Consider the following 16360-nt stretch of genomic DNA (forward strand, 5'->3'; position numbering starts at 1 on the left):
CTATGAGCTCAGTGCAGCACCCGACCCGATTGCCTTGCGGCAATCGGGTTCTTGATTTGTCGCGTACCCATGTCATGGGTATCCTCAACGTCACGCCCGATTCCTTCTCCGACGGCGGCCGCTTCAGTCAGCGCGACGAGGCCTTGCGCCACGCCGAAGCGATGGTGGCCGCCGGAGCCACGCTGATCGATGTAGGCGGGGAGTCCACCCGCCCGGGTGCGCGGCCCGTTTCGGTCACCGAAGAGCTGGAGCGCGTGGCGCCGATGGTCGAAGCCATCCACCGTCATCTTGATGTCGTGGTGTCGGTCGATACGTCCACGCCTGCCGTCATGCGCGAAGCCGCCCGCCTGGGCGCTGGCCTGATCAACGATGTGCGGGCCCTCGAACGCGATGGTGCGCTGGATGCCGCGGCTGCCACCGGGCTGCCGGTGTGCCTGATGCACATGCGCGGCGAGCCCGGCACCATGCAGGACGACCCGCATTATGACGATGTCACCGAGGACGTGGCGCGCTACCTTCAGCAGCGCATGATGGCCTGTGCGGACGCGGGCATTGAGGCCGACCGCATCGTGCTCGATCCAGGCTTCGGTTTCGCCAAGACCCTGGCCCACAACCTCAGCCTGTTCAAACACCTCGAAGCGCTCCATCGTCTGGGGCGTCCGCTTCTGGTGGGCGTTTCCCGTAAAAGCATGATCGGCCTGACGCTCGAGCGTCCTGTCGGTGAGCGTCTCTATGGCAGCCTAGCGCTGGCGGCGCTGGCCATGGCCAAGGGTGCAAGTATCCTGCGCGTGCATGACGTAGCACAAACCGTTGACGTTGTTCGCATGATCGCCGCCGTTCAGCACGCCGAATAAGAACATTGGAGTCCCTATGAGCAGAAAATATTTTGGTACCGACGGCATTCGTGGCCGCGTCGGCGAATACCCGATCACCCCGGAGTTCATGCTCAAGCTCGGCTGGGCGGCCGGCATGGCGTTTCGCAAGCAAGGCCATTGCCGCGTGCTAGTAGGCAAGGACACGCGGATCTCCGGCTACATGTTCGAGTCTGCGCTCGAAGCTGGTCTTTCGGCTGCCGGGGCCGACGTGATGCTGCTGGGCCCGATGCCCACGCCTGCCATTGCCTACCTGACCCGCACCTTCCATGCCGAAGCCGGTATCGTCATCAGTGCCTCGCACAACCCGCACGATGACAATGGCATCAAGTTCTTCTCGGGGCAGGGCACCAAGCTGCCGGACGAAGTGGAGCTGATGATCGAGGAGCTGCTCGACCAGCCCATGACCGTTGTGGAATCGAGCAAGCTGGGCAAGGTCTCGCGCATCAACGACGCAGCCGGCCGCTACATCGAGTTCTGCAAGAGCAGTGTGCCCAGCAGCACCAGCTTCGCCGGCCTCAAGCTGGTGGTCGACTGCGCCCATGGCGCCACGTACAAGGTCGCGCCCAGCGTGTTCCGTGAGCTGGGTGCCGATGTCACTGTGCTGCACGCCCAGCCAGATGGCCTGAACATCAACGAAGGCTGTGGTTCGACCCACATCGAATCGCTGCAGGCCGCCGTGCTGGTCGGGCATGCGGACCTGGGCATCGCCTTCGACGGTGATGGCGACCGTGTGTTGATGGTCGATCACACCGGCGCGATCGTCGACGGTGACGAGCTGCTATTCATCATCGCGCGCGACCTGCATGACCGCGGCAAGCTGCAAGGCGGCGTGGTGGGTACGCTCATGAGCAACCTGGGGCTGGAGCTGGCGCTCAAAGACCTGGATATTCCGTTCGTGCGTGCCAAGGTCGGTGACCGCTACGTCATGGCCGAGCTGCTCGAGCGCGAGTGGCTGATAGGCGGGGAAAATTCCGGTCATGTGGTGTGCTGCAACTACACCACCACCGGTGATGCGATCATCGCCGCGCTGCAGGTGCTGATGGCGCTCAAGCGCCGTGGCGAGACCCTGGCCCAGGCGCGCCAGGCATTGCGCAAATGCCCGCAAGTGCTGATCAATGTACGCTTCGCTGCAAGCGACGTGGACCCGCTCGAGCATCCGGACGTCAAGCAAGCCAGCGCGCAGGTCACAGAGGCCCTGGCAGGCCGTGGGCGGGTATTGCTGCGTAAATCCGGGACCGAGCCGCTGTTGCGCGTCATGGTCGAAGGTGAGGATGAACACCAGGTGCGTCTGCACGCCGAAGCACTGGCAAAGCGCGTCGCAGAAGTTTGTGCCTGAAGCCGCTTGCCAGCGCGAATCTGGTTGGGTAAGATCTGCGCCCACTTTGACCGACGAGGTAAAGCATGCGTCGCCCTATGGTTGCTGGTAACTGGAAGATGCACGGTACCCGCGCCAGCGTCGCTGAGCTGACCGAGGGCTTGCGTAATCTTGCCCTGCCGAGCGGGGTGGAAGTCGCGGTATTCCCGCCAACTTTGTTCATCAACCAGGTGGTTGCTGAACTCGATGGCAAGGGTATTATCGTCGGCGCACAGAATTCTGCAGTATTGCCCGAACAGGGCGCGCTGACCGGTGAAGTTGCTCCGGAACAGCTGGCTGAAGCAGGTTGCAAGTTGGTGTTGATTGGCCATTCGGAGCGTCGCCAGGTAATCGGCGAAGATGACGAAGTGTTGAATCGCAAGTTTGCAGCGGCTCAGGCCAAAGGTTTGAAGCCAGTGCTCTGTATCGGGGAAACCCTTGAAGAGCGCGAGGCAGGCAAAACGCTCGAAGTTGTTGGGCGTCAACTCAACAGTATCATCGAAGCCTTCGGTGTTAGTGTGTTTGCCAATGCGGTAATTGCCTATGAGCCTGTATGGGCCATCGGCACCGGCCTAACGGCCACGCCTCAGCAGGCCCAGGATGTGCATGCCGCCATCCGCAGCCAGCTTGCGGCGAAAGATGCTGAAGTGGCTGCGAAGGTGCAGTTGCTCTACGGCGGCAGCGTGAAGGCGGCCAATGCGGCCGAACTGTTCGGCATGCCGGATATCGATGGGGGCCTCATTGGTGGGGCTTCCCTGAACGCAGACGAATTCGGTGCAATTTGTCGCGCCGCAGGAAACTGAACAAATGCTGGAAACAGTCATCGTTGTTTTTCATCTGTTGGCAGCGCTGTCGCTGGTAGTGCTGGTACTGTTGCAACAGGGTAAGGGGGCGGAAGCCGGTGCATCTTTTGGTGCGGGTGCTTCCAATACCGTCTTCGGAAGTCAGGGCTCTGCCACCTTCCTAAGTAAATTCACTGCAATACTCGCTGCCACTTTCTTTTTGACAGCACTTGGGTTAGGATACTTCGCGAAGCAACAAGCTCACCAGCTTAGCCAAGCAGGTCTTCCAGATCCAGCAGTGCTAGAAGTGAAAGAGCAGCCAAAGCCGGCCATCAATGATGATGTACCGGTGCTCCAAGAACAGAAGAGCGAAGCCACTCCTAATTCGAGTGATGTACCTCCTCCGGCAGAAGAGCAGAAGTAACGGGTTTCAAAGTAGTATTGCCGAGGTGGTGGAATTGGTAGACACGCAACCTTGAGGTGGTTGTGCCCATAGGGTGTAGGGGTTCGAGTCCCCTTCTCGGTACCATTTAAAGCTTGAGAGCCCGCCTTGGCGGGCTTTCTTGCAGGTGAAGGTTTGGATTTGACCCTCAAGTGGGTTCGGTCTTATACTTTCGCCCCAGCTTTGTCGCGGGGTGGAGCAGCTTGGTAGCTCGTCGGGCTCATAACCCGAAGGTCGTTGGTTCAAATCCAGCCCCCGCAACCAGCTTCAGCGAAGCCCCTTTTCAGGGGCTTTTTGCTAACCGAACAGTTCAGGCGTCGTTGTCCAACGGCGCTTTCAGGGATGGGCGCTTCGCCCATTTTTTATTTGCACAGCATGCACGAGGGGGTTCAGGTGTCGAGCAAGCTAGAACAGTTGCAGGCCTTGTTGGCCCCGGTTGTCGAGGGTCTGGGCTATCAATGCTGGGGGATCGAATTCGTTTCCCAGGGCAAGCATTCGGTATTGCGTATCTACATCGACAAGGAAGGCGGCATTCTGGTGGACGACTGCGAAGCTGTCAGCCGTCAAGCCAGCGCCATCCTGGATGTCGAGGATCCGATCAGCAGCGAGTACACCCTCGAGGTGTCTTCTCCAGGCATGGATCGCCCACTGTTCACACTGGAACAGTTTGCCTCGCATGCCGGCGAACAAGTGAAGATCAAGCTGCGCTCACCCTTCGAGGGTCGTCGTAACTTCCAGGGCCTTCTCCGCGGTGTGGAGGAGCAGGATGTGGTGGTCCAGGTGGACGACCAGGAGTTCCTACTGCCGATCGATTCGATCGACAAGGCCAATATTATTCCCAGTTTTGACTGAGACGTGCCGGGTCCGACGGATTATCCGGGCCCAATGGCTTGCGCAAGGCGAGGCGTACGATGAGCAAAGAAGTACTGCTGGTTGTTGAATCGGTATCCAACGAAAAAGGTGTACCGCCCGGCGTCATTTTCGAAGCGCTGGAGGTGGCCTTGGCCACCGCAACCAAAAAACGTTTTGAAGACGAAGTCGACCTGCGTGTGGAAATCAACCGCCACACCGGTAGCTACGAGACCTTCCGTCGTTGGACCGTGGTCGATGAAGCCGACCTCGATGATCCGGCCATCGAAACCTGGCTGGACAAGATCAAGGACACACATCCCGAAGCCAAGATTGGCGACGTGATCGAAGAAAAGATCGAGTCCATCGAGTTCGGCCGTATCGCCGCGCAGACCGCCAAGCAGGTCATCGTGCAGAAGGTCCGTGAGGCCGAGCGTGCGCAGGTGGTGGATGCCTACCGTGAGCGTGTGGGCGAAATCATCTCCGGCACCGTCAAGAAGGTCACCCGCGACAACGTCATCGTCGACCTGGGCAACAACGCCGAGGCGTTGCTGGCCCGCGAAGACATCATTGCCCGCGAAACTTTCCGTGTTGGTGTGCGCCTGCGTGCACTGCTCAAGGAAATTCGCACCGAAAACCGTGGTCCTCAGCTGATCCTGTCGCGCACCGCGCCGCAGATGCTGATCGAGCTTTTCCGCATCGAAGTGCCGGAAATCGCTGAAGGCCTCATCGAAGTCATGGCCGCCTCCCGTGATCCGGGTTCGCGAGCCAAGATCGCCGTCCGCTCCAAGGACAAGCGCATCGACCCGCAAGGCGCCTGCATCGGCATGCGTGGGTCGCGCGTCCAGGCCGTATCCGGAGAGTTGGGTGGTGAGCGTGTGGATATCGTTCTCTGGGACGATAACCCGGCGCAGTTCGTCATCAACGCCATGTCGCCGGCTGAAGTCGCGGCGATCATCGTTGATGAAGATGCCCATGCCATGGACATCGCCGTCGCCGAAGACAACCTGGCCCAAGCCATTGGCCGTGGCGGTCAGAACGTTCGCCTGGCCAGTCAGTTGACTGGCTGGACCCTGAACGTGATGACCGAGAAGGACATCCAGGCCAAGCAGCAAGCCGAAACTGGCGACATCCTGCGCAATTTCATCGATGAACTGGAAGTCGACGAGGAGCTGGCCCAAGTGCTGGTCGACGAAGGCTTCACCAGCCTTGAAGAAATTGCCTACGTACCGTTGGAAGAAATGCTCAACATCGATGGCTTTGACGAAGATATCGTCAATGAGCTCCGCGCTCGAGCCAAGGACCGTTTGTTGACCAAGGCCATCGCTACCGAAGAAAAACTGGCAGACGCCCATCCGGCCGAAGACCTGCTCTCCCTTGAGGGCATGGACAAGGACCTGGCGGCGGAACTGGCGGTGCGCGGCGTGGTTAACCGCGAAGACCTGGCCGAGCAGTCGATCGACGACCTGCTCGACATCGACGGCATCGACGAAGAGCGTGCCGGCAAGTTGATCATGGCCGCCCGAGCCCACTGGTTCGAGTAATTAGGCGCGGCCTGAGGAGAGAAGTGCATGACGCAAGTCACGGTGAAAGAACTGGCCCAAGAGGTCGAGGCACCGGTAGAGCGCCTGCTGCAGCAGATGCGTGAGGCAGGTCTGCCGCACACCGACGCCGGTCAGGTAGTGACCGACAATGAGAAGCAGACGTTGCTGACTCATTTGAAGAGCAGCCACAAGAGCAAGGCGGAAGAACCGCGCAAGATTACCTTGCAGCGCAAAACCACCAGCACCCTGCGTGTCGCCGGTAGTAAGAGCATCAGCGTAGAAGTACGCAAGAAGAAAGTATTCGTGCAGCGCAGCCCGGAAGAGATCCAGGCTGAGCAGAAGCGTGAGCTCGAAGAGCGCCGTGCAGCTGAAAACGCTGCCCGCGATAAAATTGACGCCGAAGTACGTCAGCGCAACGAAGAGCAGGCACGTCGCCAAGCTGCTGAGGCCGCTGCTGCCGCTCCGGCCCCTGTGGCCAAGGCAGAACAGGCTTCGGCCCCTGCCGCAGCGCCGGTAGTGGCCAATGCGCCGACGTCGGAAGACGCTGCCGCTCGTGCTGCCGAGCGCAAGAAAGACGAGACCCGTCGCAACGAGAGCCGCACCCGTGATGACGACCGTCGTCGTGGCGAAGCGCCGCGTGTGTCGATCAAGGTTAAGGTCAAGGAAAAGGAAAAGGCTCCGACGCCTCGTGCCGCGCCGCGTACCACCGACGAAGAGAGCGATGGCGCTCGTCGTGGTCGTGGTGGCAAGAGCAAGCTGAAGAAGCGTAACCAGCACGGCTTCCAGAACCCGACTGGTCCTGTCATTCGTGACGTGACCATCGGCGAGACCATCACCGTCTCCGAGCTTGCCAACCAGATGTCCGTCAAGGGCGCTGAAGTGGTCAAGTTCATGTTCAAGATGGGCACCCCGGTGACCATCAATCAGGTGCTCGATCAGGAAACCGCGCAGCTGATCGCCGAAGAGCTGGGCCACAAGGTCACGCTGATCAGCGATTCCGCCCTGGAAGACTCCCTGGCCGAATCCCTGAAGTTCGAAGGCCAGACCGAGTCCCGTGCGCCGGTCGTGACCGTCATGGGTCACGTTGACCACGGTAAGACCTCGCTGCTCGACTACATCCGTCGTGCCAAGGTTGCTGCTGGCGAAGCCGGTGGTATCACCCAGCACATCGGTGCCTACCACGTGGAAACCGACCGCGGCATGGTCACCTTCCTCGACACCCCAGGCCACGCTGCGTTTACCCAGATGCGTGCCCGTGGTGCCAAGGCGACCGATATCGTCATCCTGGTAGTGGCGGCGGACGACGGCGTGATGCCACAAACCCGCGAAGCCGTTCAGCATGCAAAGGCAGCTGGCGTACCGCTGGTGGTGGCGGTCAACAAGATCGACAAGCCTGGTGCTGACCTCGATCGCATCCGCAACGAGCTGGCCGTCGAAGGCGTGACCTCCGAGGACTGGGGTGGTGACACGCCATTCGTCAAGGTTTCGGCCAAGATGGGTACCGGCGTGGACGAACTGCTCGAAGCGGTACTGCTGCAGGCCGAGATCCTCGAGTTGACGGCTACGCCGACCGCCCCAGGGCGCGGTGTGGTGGTCGAATCGCGCCTGGACAAGGGCCGCGGCCCAGTCGCTACCATCCTGGTTCAGGACGGTACGCTGCGTCAGGGCGACATGGTGCTGTGCGGCTCCAACTATGGCCGCGTTCGCGCCATGCTGGATGAGAACGGCAAGCCTGTGAAGGAAGCTGGCCCGTCCATCCCGGTCGAAATCCTTGGCCTGGACGGCACGCCGGAAGCCGGTGACGAGCTGTCGGTAGTGGCTGACGAGAAGAAAGCCCGCGAAGTTGCGATGTTCCGCCAAGGCAAGTATCGCGAGGTCAAGCTGGCCCGTGCTCACGCAGGCAAGCTGGAAAACATCTTCGAGACCATGGGTCAGGAAGAGAAGAAGACGCTCAACATCGTCCTCAAGACCGATGTGCGCGGTTCTCTCGAGGCGCTGCAGGGCTCGCTCGGCGGCCTGGGCAACGACGAAGTGCAGGTTCGTGTCATTGGTGGCGGCGTAGGTGGTATCACCGAAAGCGATGCCAACCTGGCGCTGGCTTCGAACGCAGTACTGTTCGGCTTCAACGTGCGTGCTGATGCCGGTGCGCGCAAGATCGTCGAGCAGGAAGGTCTGGATATGCGTTACTACAACGTGATCTACGACATCATCGAAGACGTCAAGAAAGCCCTGACCGGCATGCTCGGCAGCGATGTTCGCGAGAACATCCTGGGCGTCGCCGAAGTGCGTGACGTGTTCCGTTCGCCGAAGTTCGGCGCCATCGCTGGCTGTATGGTCATCGAAGGTACCGTCTACCGTAACCGCCCGATCCGCGTACTGCGCGACGACGTGGTTATCTTCGAGGGCGAGCTGGAATCGCTGCGTCGCTTCAAGGACGATGCCGCCGAAGTGCGTAACGGCATGGAGTGTGGTATCGGCGTGAAGAGCTACAACGACGTCAAGGTCGGCGACAAGATCGAAGTGTTCGAGAAAGTCCAGGTGGCTCGTACCCTCTAAGGGTGAGCAGGCTGCAAGCGCCTTGGCGGGCGCTTTGCAGCACCTCTTCAGGTAGCGCCCGGTCAGGCATCGTTCTGACCGGGCGTTTGCCGCTTTACGTTACAGGTAACAAGAATGGCCAAAGAATATAGCCGTACCCAACGCATTGGCGATCAGATGCAGCGCGAACTGGCTGAGCTGATCCGTCGTGAAGTCAAGGATCCGCGTGTCGGTCTGGTCACCATCACTGCCGTGGATGTGAGCCGCGACCTGGGCCATGCCAAGGTGTTCATCACCGTGATGGGTGAAGAAACCCCCGATGCCGTGCAGCAGTCGCTCAAGGCCCTGAACAGCGCTGCCAGCTTCCTGCGCCTGCACCTGGGTCGCTCCATGCAGCTGCGCAGCGTGCCGCAACTGCATTTCCACTTCGACGAGAGCGTCAGCCGTGGCGTGCACCTGTCGGCATTGATCGAGCGTGCAGTGGCTGAAGACCGCCTGCACAAGGATGCCGACGAGTCTGGCACCAAGGAGTAATCGGTGGCCCAGGTCAAACGTATCCGCCGCAACGTCAGCGGCATCATCCTGCTGGACAAGCCCTTGGGCTTCACCTCCAACGCTGCCTTGCAAAAGGTGCGCTGGTTGCTCAATGCCGAGAAGGCCGGTCATACCGGCAGCCTCGACCCGCTGGCCACCGGTGTCTTGCCGCTGTGCTTCGGCGAGGCCACCAAGTTTTCGCAGTACCTGCTCGACTCCGACAAGGGCTACGAGACGGTCATGCAACTGGGCCAGACGACCAATACTGGCGACGCCGAGGGCGAGGTGCTGCGCACCCGCGAGGTGACCGTTGGTCGCGCCGAGCTGGAAGCCGCGCTACCCGGTTTTCGTGGTCCGATCAGCCAGATACCGCCCATGTACTCGGCCCTCAAGCGTGACGGTCAGCCGTTATACAAGCTGGCGCGTGCAGGAGAGGTAGTGGAGCGCGAGGCGCGTTCTGTTACTATTAGCCGTCTTGAACTGCTCGAATGCGAAGGCACCCGTGCACGCTTGAGCGTCGGCTGCAGCAAAGGCACCTATATTCGTACCCTGGTGGAAGATATCGGTGAAGTGCTGGGCTGTGGTGCGTATGTCGCAGAGCTGCGCAGAACGCAGGCCGGGCCCTTCGCGCTGGCGCAGACGGTCACGCTCGAGGAGCTTGAGCAGGCCCACGCCGAAGGCGGCAACGAAGCGCTCGATCGCTTCCTCATGCCGTCGGACAGCGGGCTGCAGGACTGGCCGATGGTGAGCCTGTCCGAGCATAGCGCCTTCTACTGGCTGCATGGGCAGGCAGTGCGCGCACCGGACGCGCCGCAATTCGGCATGGTTCGTGTACAGGATCACAATGCCCGCTTCATCGGTATCGGTGAAGTGAGCGAAGACGGGCGGATCGCGCCACGTCGATTGATTCGGTCGGAATGACCGAAACCATGGGCCTGGGCGTTTGCCGAGGTCCGTGGAGCAGAGGGTGGCTGTCAGTAGGCACGGTCACACCTCTTTCTATTGATACAGGGATAAGTCCCTGGCCTATTGGAACCCGTTAGCGGGGTCCGTTTAATCAGGAGAAGCCTCATGGCCCTCAGCGTCGAAGAAAAAGCTAAGATCGTTGCCGAACACCAGCAAGCCGCCGGCGACACCGGTAGCCCGGAAGTACAGGTTGCTCTGCTGACCGCCAACATCAACAAGCTGCAAGGCCACTTCAAGGCCAACGACAAAGACCACCACTCCCGTCGTGGTCTGATTCGCATGGTCAACCAGCGTCGTAAGCTGCTGGACTACCTGAAGGGCAAAGACACCACCCGTTACAGCGCGCTGATCGCTCGCCTGGGCCTGCGTCGCTAATAGCGGCCTGGTTAGTGGTGTGCATGGCGTGCCGCTGGCTTCGACAGGGCTGTTTTACAGCCTTGTCGTGGGGCACGCCAAGCATGACTTCGAGGCTGGCAGCCTGGTAATTCGAGCGGTTTTTTGCTCGGTTCCAGGCTCCCGGCCTCGAGTTGTATCTGGACGGTAGATAGGGCCGATTCCCTGCACTGCCCAAGCATTCGCAAGAAAACAGTTCCCCCAAGAGCCACTGAAGAAGGTAGGAAACCGTGAACCCGGTAATCAAGACATTCCAGTTCGGTCAATCGACCGTTACTCTCGAAACGGGCCGCATTGCCCGTCAGGCCACCGGCGCCGTGCTGGTCACCGTCGACAACGACGTCACCGTGCTGGTGACCGTGGTCGGTGCCAAGCAAGCTGATCCAGGCAAGGGCTTCTTCCCGCTGTCGGTTCACTACCAGGAAAAGACCTACGCTGCCGGCAAGATCCCAGGTGGTTTCTTCAAGCGTGAAGGTCGTCCTTCCGAGAAAGAAACCCTGACTTCGCGCCTGATCGACCGTCCGATCCGTCCGCTGTTCCCTGAAGGGTTCATGAACGAAGTGCAGGTCGTCTGCACCGTGGTTTCCACCAGCAAGAAGACCGACCCCGATGTTGCCGCAATGATCGGTACCTCGGCGGCCCTGGCCATCTCTGGCATTCCATTCGAAGGCCCGATTGGCGCGGCGCGCGTTGCTTTCCACGAAAGCACCGGCTACTTGCTGAACCCAACGTACGAGCAACTGGCTGCCTCGAGCCTGGACATGGTCGTCGCCGGTACCGAAACCGCCGTGTTGATGGTTGAATCGGAAGCCAAAGAGCTCACCGAAGACCAGATGCTGGGCGCCGTGCTGTTCGCCCACGACGAGTTCCAGGCCGTTATCCAGGCCGTTAAGGAGTTGGCTGCAGAAGCCGGCAAGCCGACGTGGGACTGGCAGCCTGCTGCCGCCAACACCGAGCTGATGAACCTGGTACGCGCCGAATTTGGCGAGCAGGTGTCGCAGGCCTACACCATCACCCAGAAAGCGGACCGCTACACCCGCCTGGGCCAGCTGCGCGATGAAGCCATTGCCCGCCTGAGCAACGAAGAAGCCGGCCCGACCGCTGGCCAGATCAAGGAAATCTTCGGCGAGCTGGAATACCGCACCGTGCGCGAGAACATCGTGAACGGCAAGCCGCGCATTGACGGCCGTGACACCCGCACCGTGCGTCCGCTGAACATCGAAGTCGGTGTTCTGCCCAAAACCCACGGCTCGGCACTGTTCACCCGTGGCGAGACCCAGGCGCTGGTCGTTGCCACCCTCGGTACTGCCCGCGACGCACAGTTGCTGGACACCCTGGAAGGCGAGAAGAAAGACCCCTTCATGCTGCACTACAACTTCCCACCGTTCTCGGTCGGTGAGTGTGGTCGCATGGGCGGTGCTGGCCGTCGTGAAATCGGCCACGGTCGTTTGGCGCGTCGCGGCGTGCAGGCGATGCTGCCAAGCGACAGCGAATTCCCGTACACCATCCGTGTCGTCTCGGAAATCACCGAGTCCAACGGTTCGAGCTCCATGGCTTCGGTCTGCGGTGCCTCGCTGGCCCTGATGGATGCCGGTGTGCCGATGAAAGCACCGGTTGCCGGTATCGCCATGGGCCTGGTCAAGGAAGGCGAGAAGTTTGCCGTTCTGACCGACATCCTGGGTGACGAAGACCACCTCGGCGACATGGACTTCAAGGTAGCCGGTACCGCCAAGGGCGTCACCGCGCTGCAGATGGACATCAAGATCAACGGCATCACCGAAGAGATCATGGAAATCGCCCTGGGCCAAGCCTTGGAAGCGCGCCTGAACATCCTCGGCCAGATGAACCAGATCATTGCCCAGTCGCGTACCGAACTGTCGGCCAACGCGCCTACCATGATCGCCATGAAGATCGACTCGGACAAGATCCGCGACGTGATCGGCAAGGGCGGCGCCACCATTCGCGCCATCTGCGAAGAGACCAAGGCTTCGATCGATATCGAAGACGACGGCTCGATCAAGATCTTCGGCGAGACCAAGGAAGCGGCAGATGCCGCCAAGCAGCGCATCCTGGGTATCACTGCCGAGGCCGAGATTGGCAAGATCTACGTGGGCAAGGTCGAGCGTATCGTCGACTTCGGCGCCTTCGTCAACATCCTGCCTGGCAAGGATGGCCTGGTGCACATCTCCATGCTGAGCGATGCGCGCGTCGAGAAAGTCACCGACATCCTCAAGGAAGGTCAGGAAGTCGAAGTATTGGTACTGGACGTGGATAACCGCGGCCGTATCAAGCTGTCCATCAAGGACGTCGCGGCAGCCAAGGCGTCTGGCGTCTAATAGCCTAGCGCTTCACAAAGGGCTCCCTCGGGAGCTCTTTTTTTTGGCTCGATTCTGGGCTTTGCCGTTATAAATACAAAAGTAGACCAGGAACTTTTAACGGACTTGCATCTTGCATGCAGGTTTATCGTGCAGATTGCAGAATGCACGAGCAGTAAAGATATCGATGATTTGTAAGTCTTTGATTTATAAGGAAACAAGCGAAGCGTATAACCTGGCACAGGCCATGCAACTACCTGTTTACCTGCCGCCAGACACACGGCGCAGACCTTTCGAAAAACAGGAGTGACTCACATGAAGAAGTTCGCCATTGCTGCCGCTACTGCTACCGCTCTGACCCTGACCATGGCCAATGCCGCTTTCGCAGCCCAGGCCACCCAGGCTCCGGTAATGCTGGCTGCCAACACCACCACTGAAAACGCCAAGCAAGAAGGCTCCGACACCTGGATCACCACCAAGGTCAAGGCGGATCTGCTGACCGAAAAAGGCGTACCAGGCAGCGACATCAAAGTAGAAACCAGCCACGGCGTAGTTTCTCTGTCCTCGGACGTAAAAGTGACCGCGTCGCAAAAAGCAGAAGCTGTGCGCATCGCCAAGAACATCAAAGGCGTCAAGAGCGTGATGGCTGACGGCCTGAAAGCTGAATAAGGATCGTCCTGTCGGCCAAATGGATTTGGCTAGCTACAACAAAAGCCCCGGCCTGTGCCGGGGCTTTTTCGTGTGCGGTCTAATTAGGCCGTGCAGGCTTTGCATTAAGCCTGCCGTTGGAAGTCAGTCGGCATCCAGATGCATCGGCGTCACGACGCGGCCATCTTTCTCGGGCTGCCCCAGGTGGGTATCGATGAAGTACACCCTGTCGTCCTCAAGCTTGGCCTTGTCCACCAGGTAGTCCTTTATGCTGCTGGCGCGCTCCTGCCCCAGGGTGCGTAACAGGGCTGTGCTTTCGGCCCAGGATTTGAGCACGGCGTTACGAAGGTTGGCGGTGCGCGCGTCACGGTCAAGCTGCTCCCATTCGGCAGGGGGCTGTTGCTTGAGGCGACTGCGGTAAATGCCTTCGAGCATCGCTGGCTTGTCAGCCTCGTCGACCACCATCAGGGACGCACTGGCCGGGACCTTGTCGCCGCGCCGCTGCAGGATCTTGTACCAAGTGGCCTGGTATTCCCGTTCCAGGCGCTGCTGGGCAAGGATGGGGCCGTCACTTGCCTGGGCGCTAGTGCCTTCGATTTCCAGGCGCAGTTCCGGCCGCTTTCTCAGGCCCTCGGCGAGCTTGTCCAGGGACGCCTGAGCGTCGCCTGCCAGCTCGCTGGACCCAGGGGCGAAAGCGACGGTGCCCAAGTCTTCGGCGCCGCCTCCGGCAACCAGGCCACCGATGAGCTTGAACGGTGCCTGCGCGGCGCGCAGCACAAGGTTGCGCAAGGTTTGCCACACGATCGGCATTACGCTGAACTGCGGGTTGTTCAGATCGCCCGCAACGGGCAACTCGATTGAAATCTTGCCGTGCGTATCTTTGAGCAGTGCCACTGCAAGGCGAATCGGCAGATCGACCGCGTCCGGGCTATCTACCTTATCCCCAAGCTGCAATTGCTCAACGACCACCTTGTTTTCGGCTTTGAGTTGGCCCTTGGTAATCAGGTAATGCAGGTCCAGGTTCAGCCGGCCTTTGCGGATGCGGTAGCCGGCAAACTTGCCCGAGTAGGGTGTAAGGGTAGTCAGTTCGACGCGTTTGAACACGGCGGCGATGTCTAGGCTCGCGAGCGGGTCGAATGGGTTGAGGCCACCTTTGATGGTGACGGGCGCGTACCGGTCGACCTTGCCTTGCACATCCACTGGGGCAGGGAGGGGCTTGCGGTTATCGATGGTGCCGACTTGGCCGTTGAGCTGTTGCACGGCCGTGGCGAAATTGGGCGTGAGCGACAGGTCGGCGAAATTGGCCGAACCGTCCTTGATCACGATCTGACCAATGCGGATACCGAGTGGCTTTTCCGCGGTGGCGCTTGCAGGCTGGGATTTAGCCTTGGCAGGCGCATCGGTTGGCTGTGGAATCAACAGGTCATTGATGTTGGTGGTACGGTCTTCATTGATGATGAAGCGTGCATAGGGCTGTTGCAGCGTCACCTTGTCGATCGACAGGGCATCGCCATGCACATACGTCAGGCCATCGAGGTTGACCTGCTGCCATTTGACGAAGTCCCGGCTCTTGATGGTGTCGAGGGTGTGCAACTGATTCACCTGGGCCTTGCCGCTCACCGTCAAGGCCAGCGGCGATGCGCTTTTCAGGTCCACCTTCAGGTCGCTGTCGAGCATGCCGCTGCGCAGCTCCAACAGAATGTAGGGGTTGATGTAGGCTTGCGCCAACCGCAGGTCGATGTCCCGGGTGCCGACATCCAGCTTCGCCCACACCGGCACCAGGTTGACCTGGCCCTGCCCTTGCAGGGTGCCTTGCTTGCCGATGCCGGTGTCGAACTTGACCGTGAAGGGCTTCCGGTTGAGGCTATCGAAGCCCTTCAAGTCAGCGTTCAAGGGGCCTACGTCCAGGGTGACCGGCTCTTTTTGCGTGCGGTCTGCCAGGTGCACGCGGTAGTTCCTGAGCTGGACATCGTTGAGCAGCACCTGCCAGGGCTTGCTCGGGGCCGCTGGCGTCCGCGGTGCCGCCGCAGGCCCTGCGGTGGGCGGCTCGGCCTTTTCTGATGGCGTTGGCTTGCCAGGCTCGCCGGCAAACAGCACCTGCCAATCGAGCTGACCGCCCTTCTCCAGCGCCGCCCAGGTTTCGAGCTTTTCACTGCGCACTTTGCCGACCGTTACCTGTTGCTTGACCAGATCGACGGAGGCATCACTCAACTCCAGACTGGCGAGCCTTGCCAACGGGCGACCGTCCGGGGCCTTGATGGCAAAGGGCGCCACCCGCACCGACGCTTTTTCCAAACGCAGTTCGGTCTTGTCTGCCAGGTTGAGCCGATAATGCGTGCTCAGGCTGAGCTTGCCGTCTTCCAGCACCAAGGGCACGGCATCGCGCACATAGGGCCAGAACAGCTTCATCTTGCTGTCGCTGACCTTGAGCGTGCCTTCGGACGCGATAGGCGCCAGGCTCAACGTACCCTGCCAGTCGATGCGTCCACCGTTGGGGCCGTTGGCCACCATGGTCATGTCGGCATTGTCGTTGGCAAGGGTGCTGAGGTTCTTCAGCTCCAGGCTAAGGTTGTCATAGAGAAACTCGATCGGCTCGCTGGGACGCAGGTCTTCGAAACGCACAAAACCCTGCTCGAGCTTGATGCTGCCGATACGCAGCGGGAAAGGATCGCCTGGGGGGGTATCGGGCTCGCTTTTGCTGGTGGGCAGTTGGAAAAGGCGCGTGAGGTTGAGGGTGCCATCTTTGGCGAACAACACTTCGGTGCGCGGTTTGACCAGCTCGAGGGCATCAAGGTGCAGCGCGCCGGTCCACAGGCTGTCCAGCGACAGGTTAGCGTACAGTTTTTCGAAACCGACCTGCTCTTTGCCGGGCTCACCGATCTGGAGGCCCCACAAGGTCAATTCGAGACTGAAGGGGTTGAACTCGGCCCGTTGCAAGTTGGCCGGCACCGTGGCGTAGTGGGCAAGCTGCTGGTTGGCGATACGCAGTGCCAAGCCCGGAAGAATGAGAAAGCCAAGCAGGCTGTACAGGGCGAGCAACGCCAGCAATGCGCCGATGGCGCGAGTCAGTCCTTTGTACATGAATCGCTTCGTCTGTCCGGGGCGGGATGCCTTGGAGTATGG

At 60.3% G+C, this 16360-nt stretch carries 13 protein-coding genes and 2 tRNA genes; 14 read left to right on the top strand and 1 reads right to left on the bottom strand.

Features of this window, described 5'->3' with window-relative positions:
* The first annotated feature begins 2 nt into the window (after positions 1-2).
* The 14 genes from folP (at position 3) to B2J77_RS03330 (ending at position 13258) form a co-directional block, all read left to right on the top strand.
* On the top strand, positions 3-854 hold the full coding sequence (gene folP / locus B2J77_RS03265; protein WP_078477981.1) for a dihydropteroate synthase: 852 nt from the start codon (positions 3-5) through the stop codon (positions 852-854).
* A 16-nt stretch (positions 855-870) separates the two neighbouring features.
* Positions 871-2211, top strand: a complete 1341-nt coding sequence (gene glmM / locus B2J77_RS03270; protein WP_058604761.1) for a phosphoglucosamine mutase — start codon at positions 871-873, stop codon at positions 2209-2211.
* A gap of 65 nt (positions 2212-2276) precedes the next feature.
* Positions 2277-3032: a triose-phosphate isomerase gene (gene tpiA / locus B2J77_RS03275; RefSeq protein WP_058639195.1), complete on the top strand. Its 756-nt coding sequence runs from the start codon at positions 2277-2279 to the stop codon at positions 3030-3032.
* Between the two features lie 4 nt (positions 3033-3036).
* Complete coding sequence (gene secG / locus B2J77_RS03280; protein WP_058604759.1) at positions 3037-3435, top strand: preprotein translocase subunit SecG; 399 nt, start codon at positions 3037-3039, stop codon at positions 3433-3435.
* A gap of 19 nt (positions 3436-3454) precedes the next feature.
* A tRNA-Leu gene (locus B2J77_RS03285) sits at positions 3455-3540 on the top strand.
* 100 nt (positions 3541-3640) lie between these two features.
* Positions 3641-3717 (top strand) — tRNA-Met (locus B2J77_RS03290).
* Positions 3718-3846: 129 nt separating this feature from the next.
* Complete coding sequence (gene rimP, locus B2J77_RS03295; RefSeq protein ID WP_023533134.1) at positions 3847-4305, top strand: ribosome maturation factor RimP; 459 nt, start codon at positions 3847-3849, stop codon at positions 4303-4305.
* Between the two features lie 59 nt (positions 4306-4364).
* Entirely contained in the window at positions 4365-5846 is a 1482-nt protein-coding gene (nusA, locus tag B2J77_RS03300) for a transcription termination factor NusA (RefSeq protein ID WP_023533184.1), read from the top strand.
* 27 nt (positions 5847-5873) lie between these two features.
* Positions 5874-8402, top strand: coding sequence for a translation initiation factor IF-2 (infB, locus tag B2J77_RS03305; protein ID WP_058639194.1), 2529 nt, complete (start codon positions 5874-5876; stop codon positions 8400-8402).
* A 114-nt stretch (positions 8403-8516) separates the two neighbouring features.
* Positions 8517-8915 (top strand): 30S ribosome-binding factor RbfA, encoded by a 399-nt coding sequence (gene rbfA / locus B2J77_RS03310; RefSeq protein ID WP_012274243.1) that lies wholly within the window; start codon positions 8517-8519, stop codon positions 8913-8915.
* 3 nt (positions 8916-8918) lie between these two features.
* A complete protein-coding gene (truB, locus tag B2J77_RS03315) occupies positions 8919-9836 on the top strand; it encodes a tRNA pseudouridine(55) synthase TruB (RefSeq protein ID WP_027915407.1) in 918 nt (305 codons plus the stop codon).
* Positions 9837-9986: 150 nt separating this feature from the next.
* The gene (rpsO, locus tag B2J77_RS03320) at positions 9987-10256 is read left to right on the top strand and encodes a 30S ribosomal protein S15 (protein ID WP_023533188.1); all 270 of its coding nucleotides are present in this window, start codon (positions 9987-9989) and stop codon (positions 10254-10256) included.
* A 248-nt stretch (positions 10257-10504) separates the two neighbouring features.
* Positions 10505-12610, top strand: coding sequence for a polyribonucleotide nucleotidyltransferase (gene pnp / locus B2J77_RS03325; RefSeq protein WP_023533183.1), 2106 nt, complete (start codon positions 10505-10507; stop codon positions 12608-12610).
* 294 nt (positions 12611-12904) lie between these two features.
* Positions 12905-13258 carry a BON domain-containing protein gene (locus B2J77_RS03330; protein WP_078477982.1) on the top strand — a complete coding sequence of 118 codons (354 nt, stop codon included), beginning with the start codon at positions 12905-12907 and terminating at the stop codon, positions 13256-13258.
* A gap of 123 nt (positions 13259-13381) precedes the next feature.
* Here the strand turns inward: B2J77_RS03330 and B2J77_RS03335 are convergent, their stop codons facing one another.
* Complete coding sequence (locus tag B2J77_RS03335; protein WP_078477983.1) at positions 13382-16318, bottom strand: DUF748 domain-containing protein; 2937 nt, start codon at positions 16316-16318, stop codon at positions 13382-13384.
* Positions 16319-16360: the final 42 nt, after the last annotated feature.

The organism is Pseudomonas parafulva (assembly GCF_002021815.1).
Lineage (GTDB): Bacteria > Pseudomonadota > Gammaproteobacteria > Pseudomonadales > Pseudomonadaceae > Aquipseudomonas > Aquipseudomonas parafulva_B.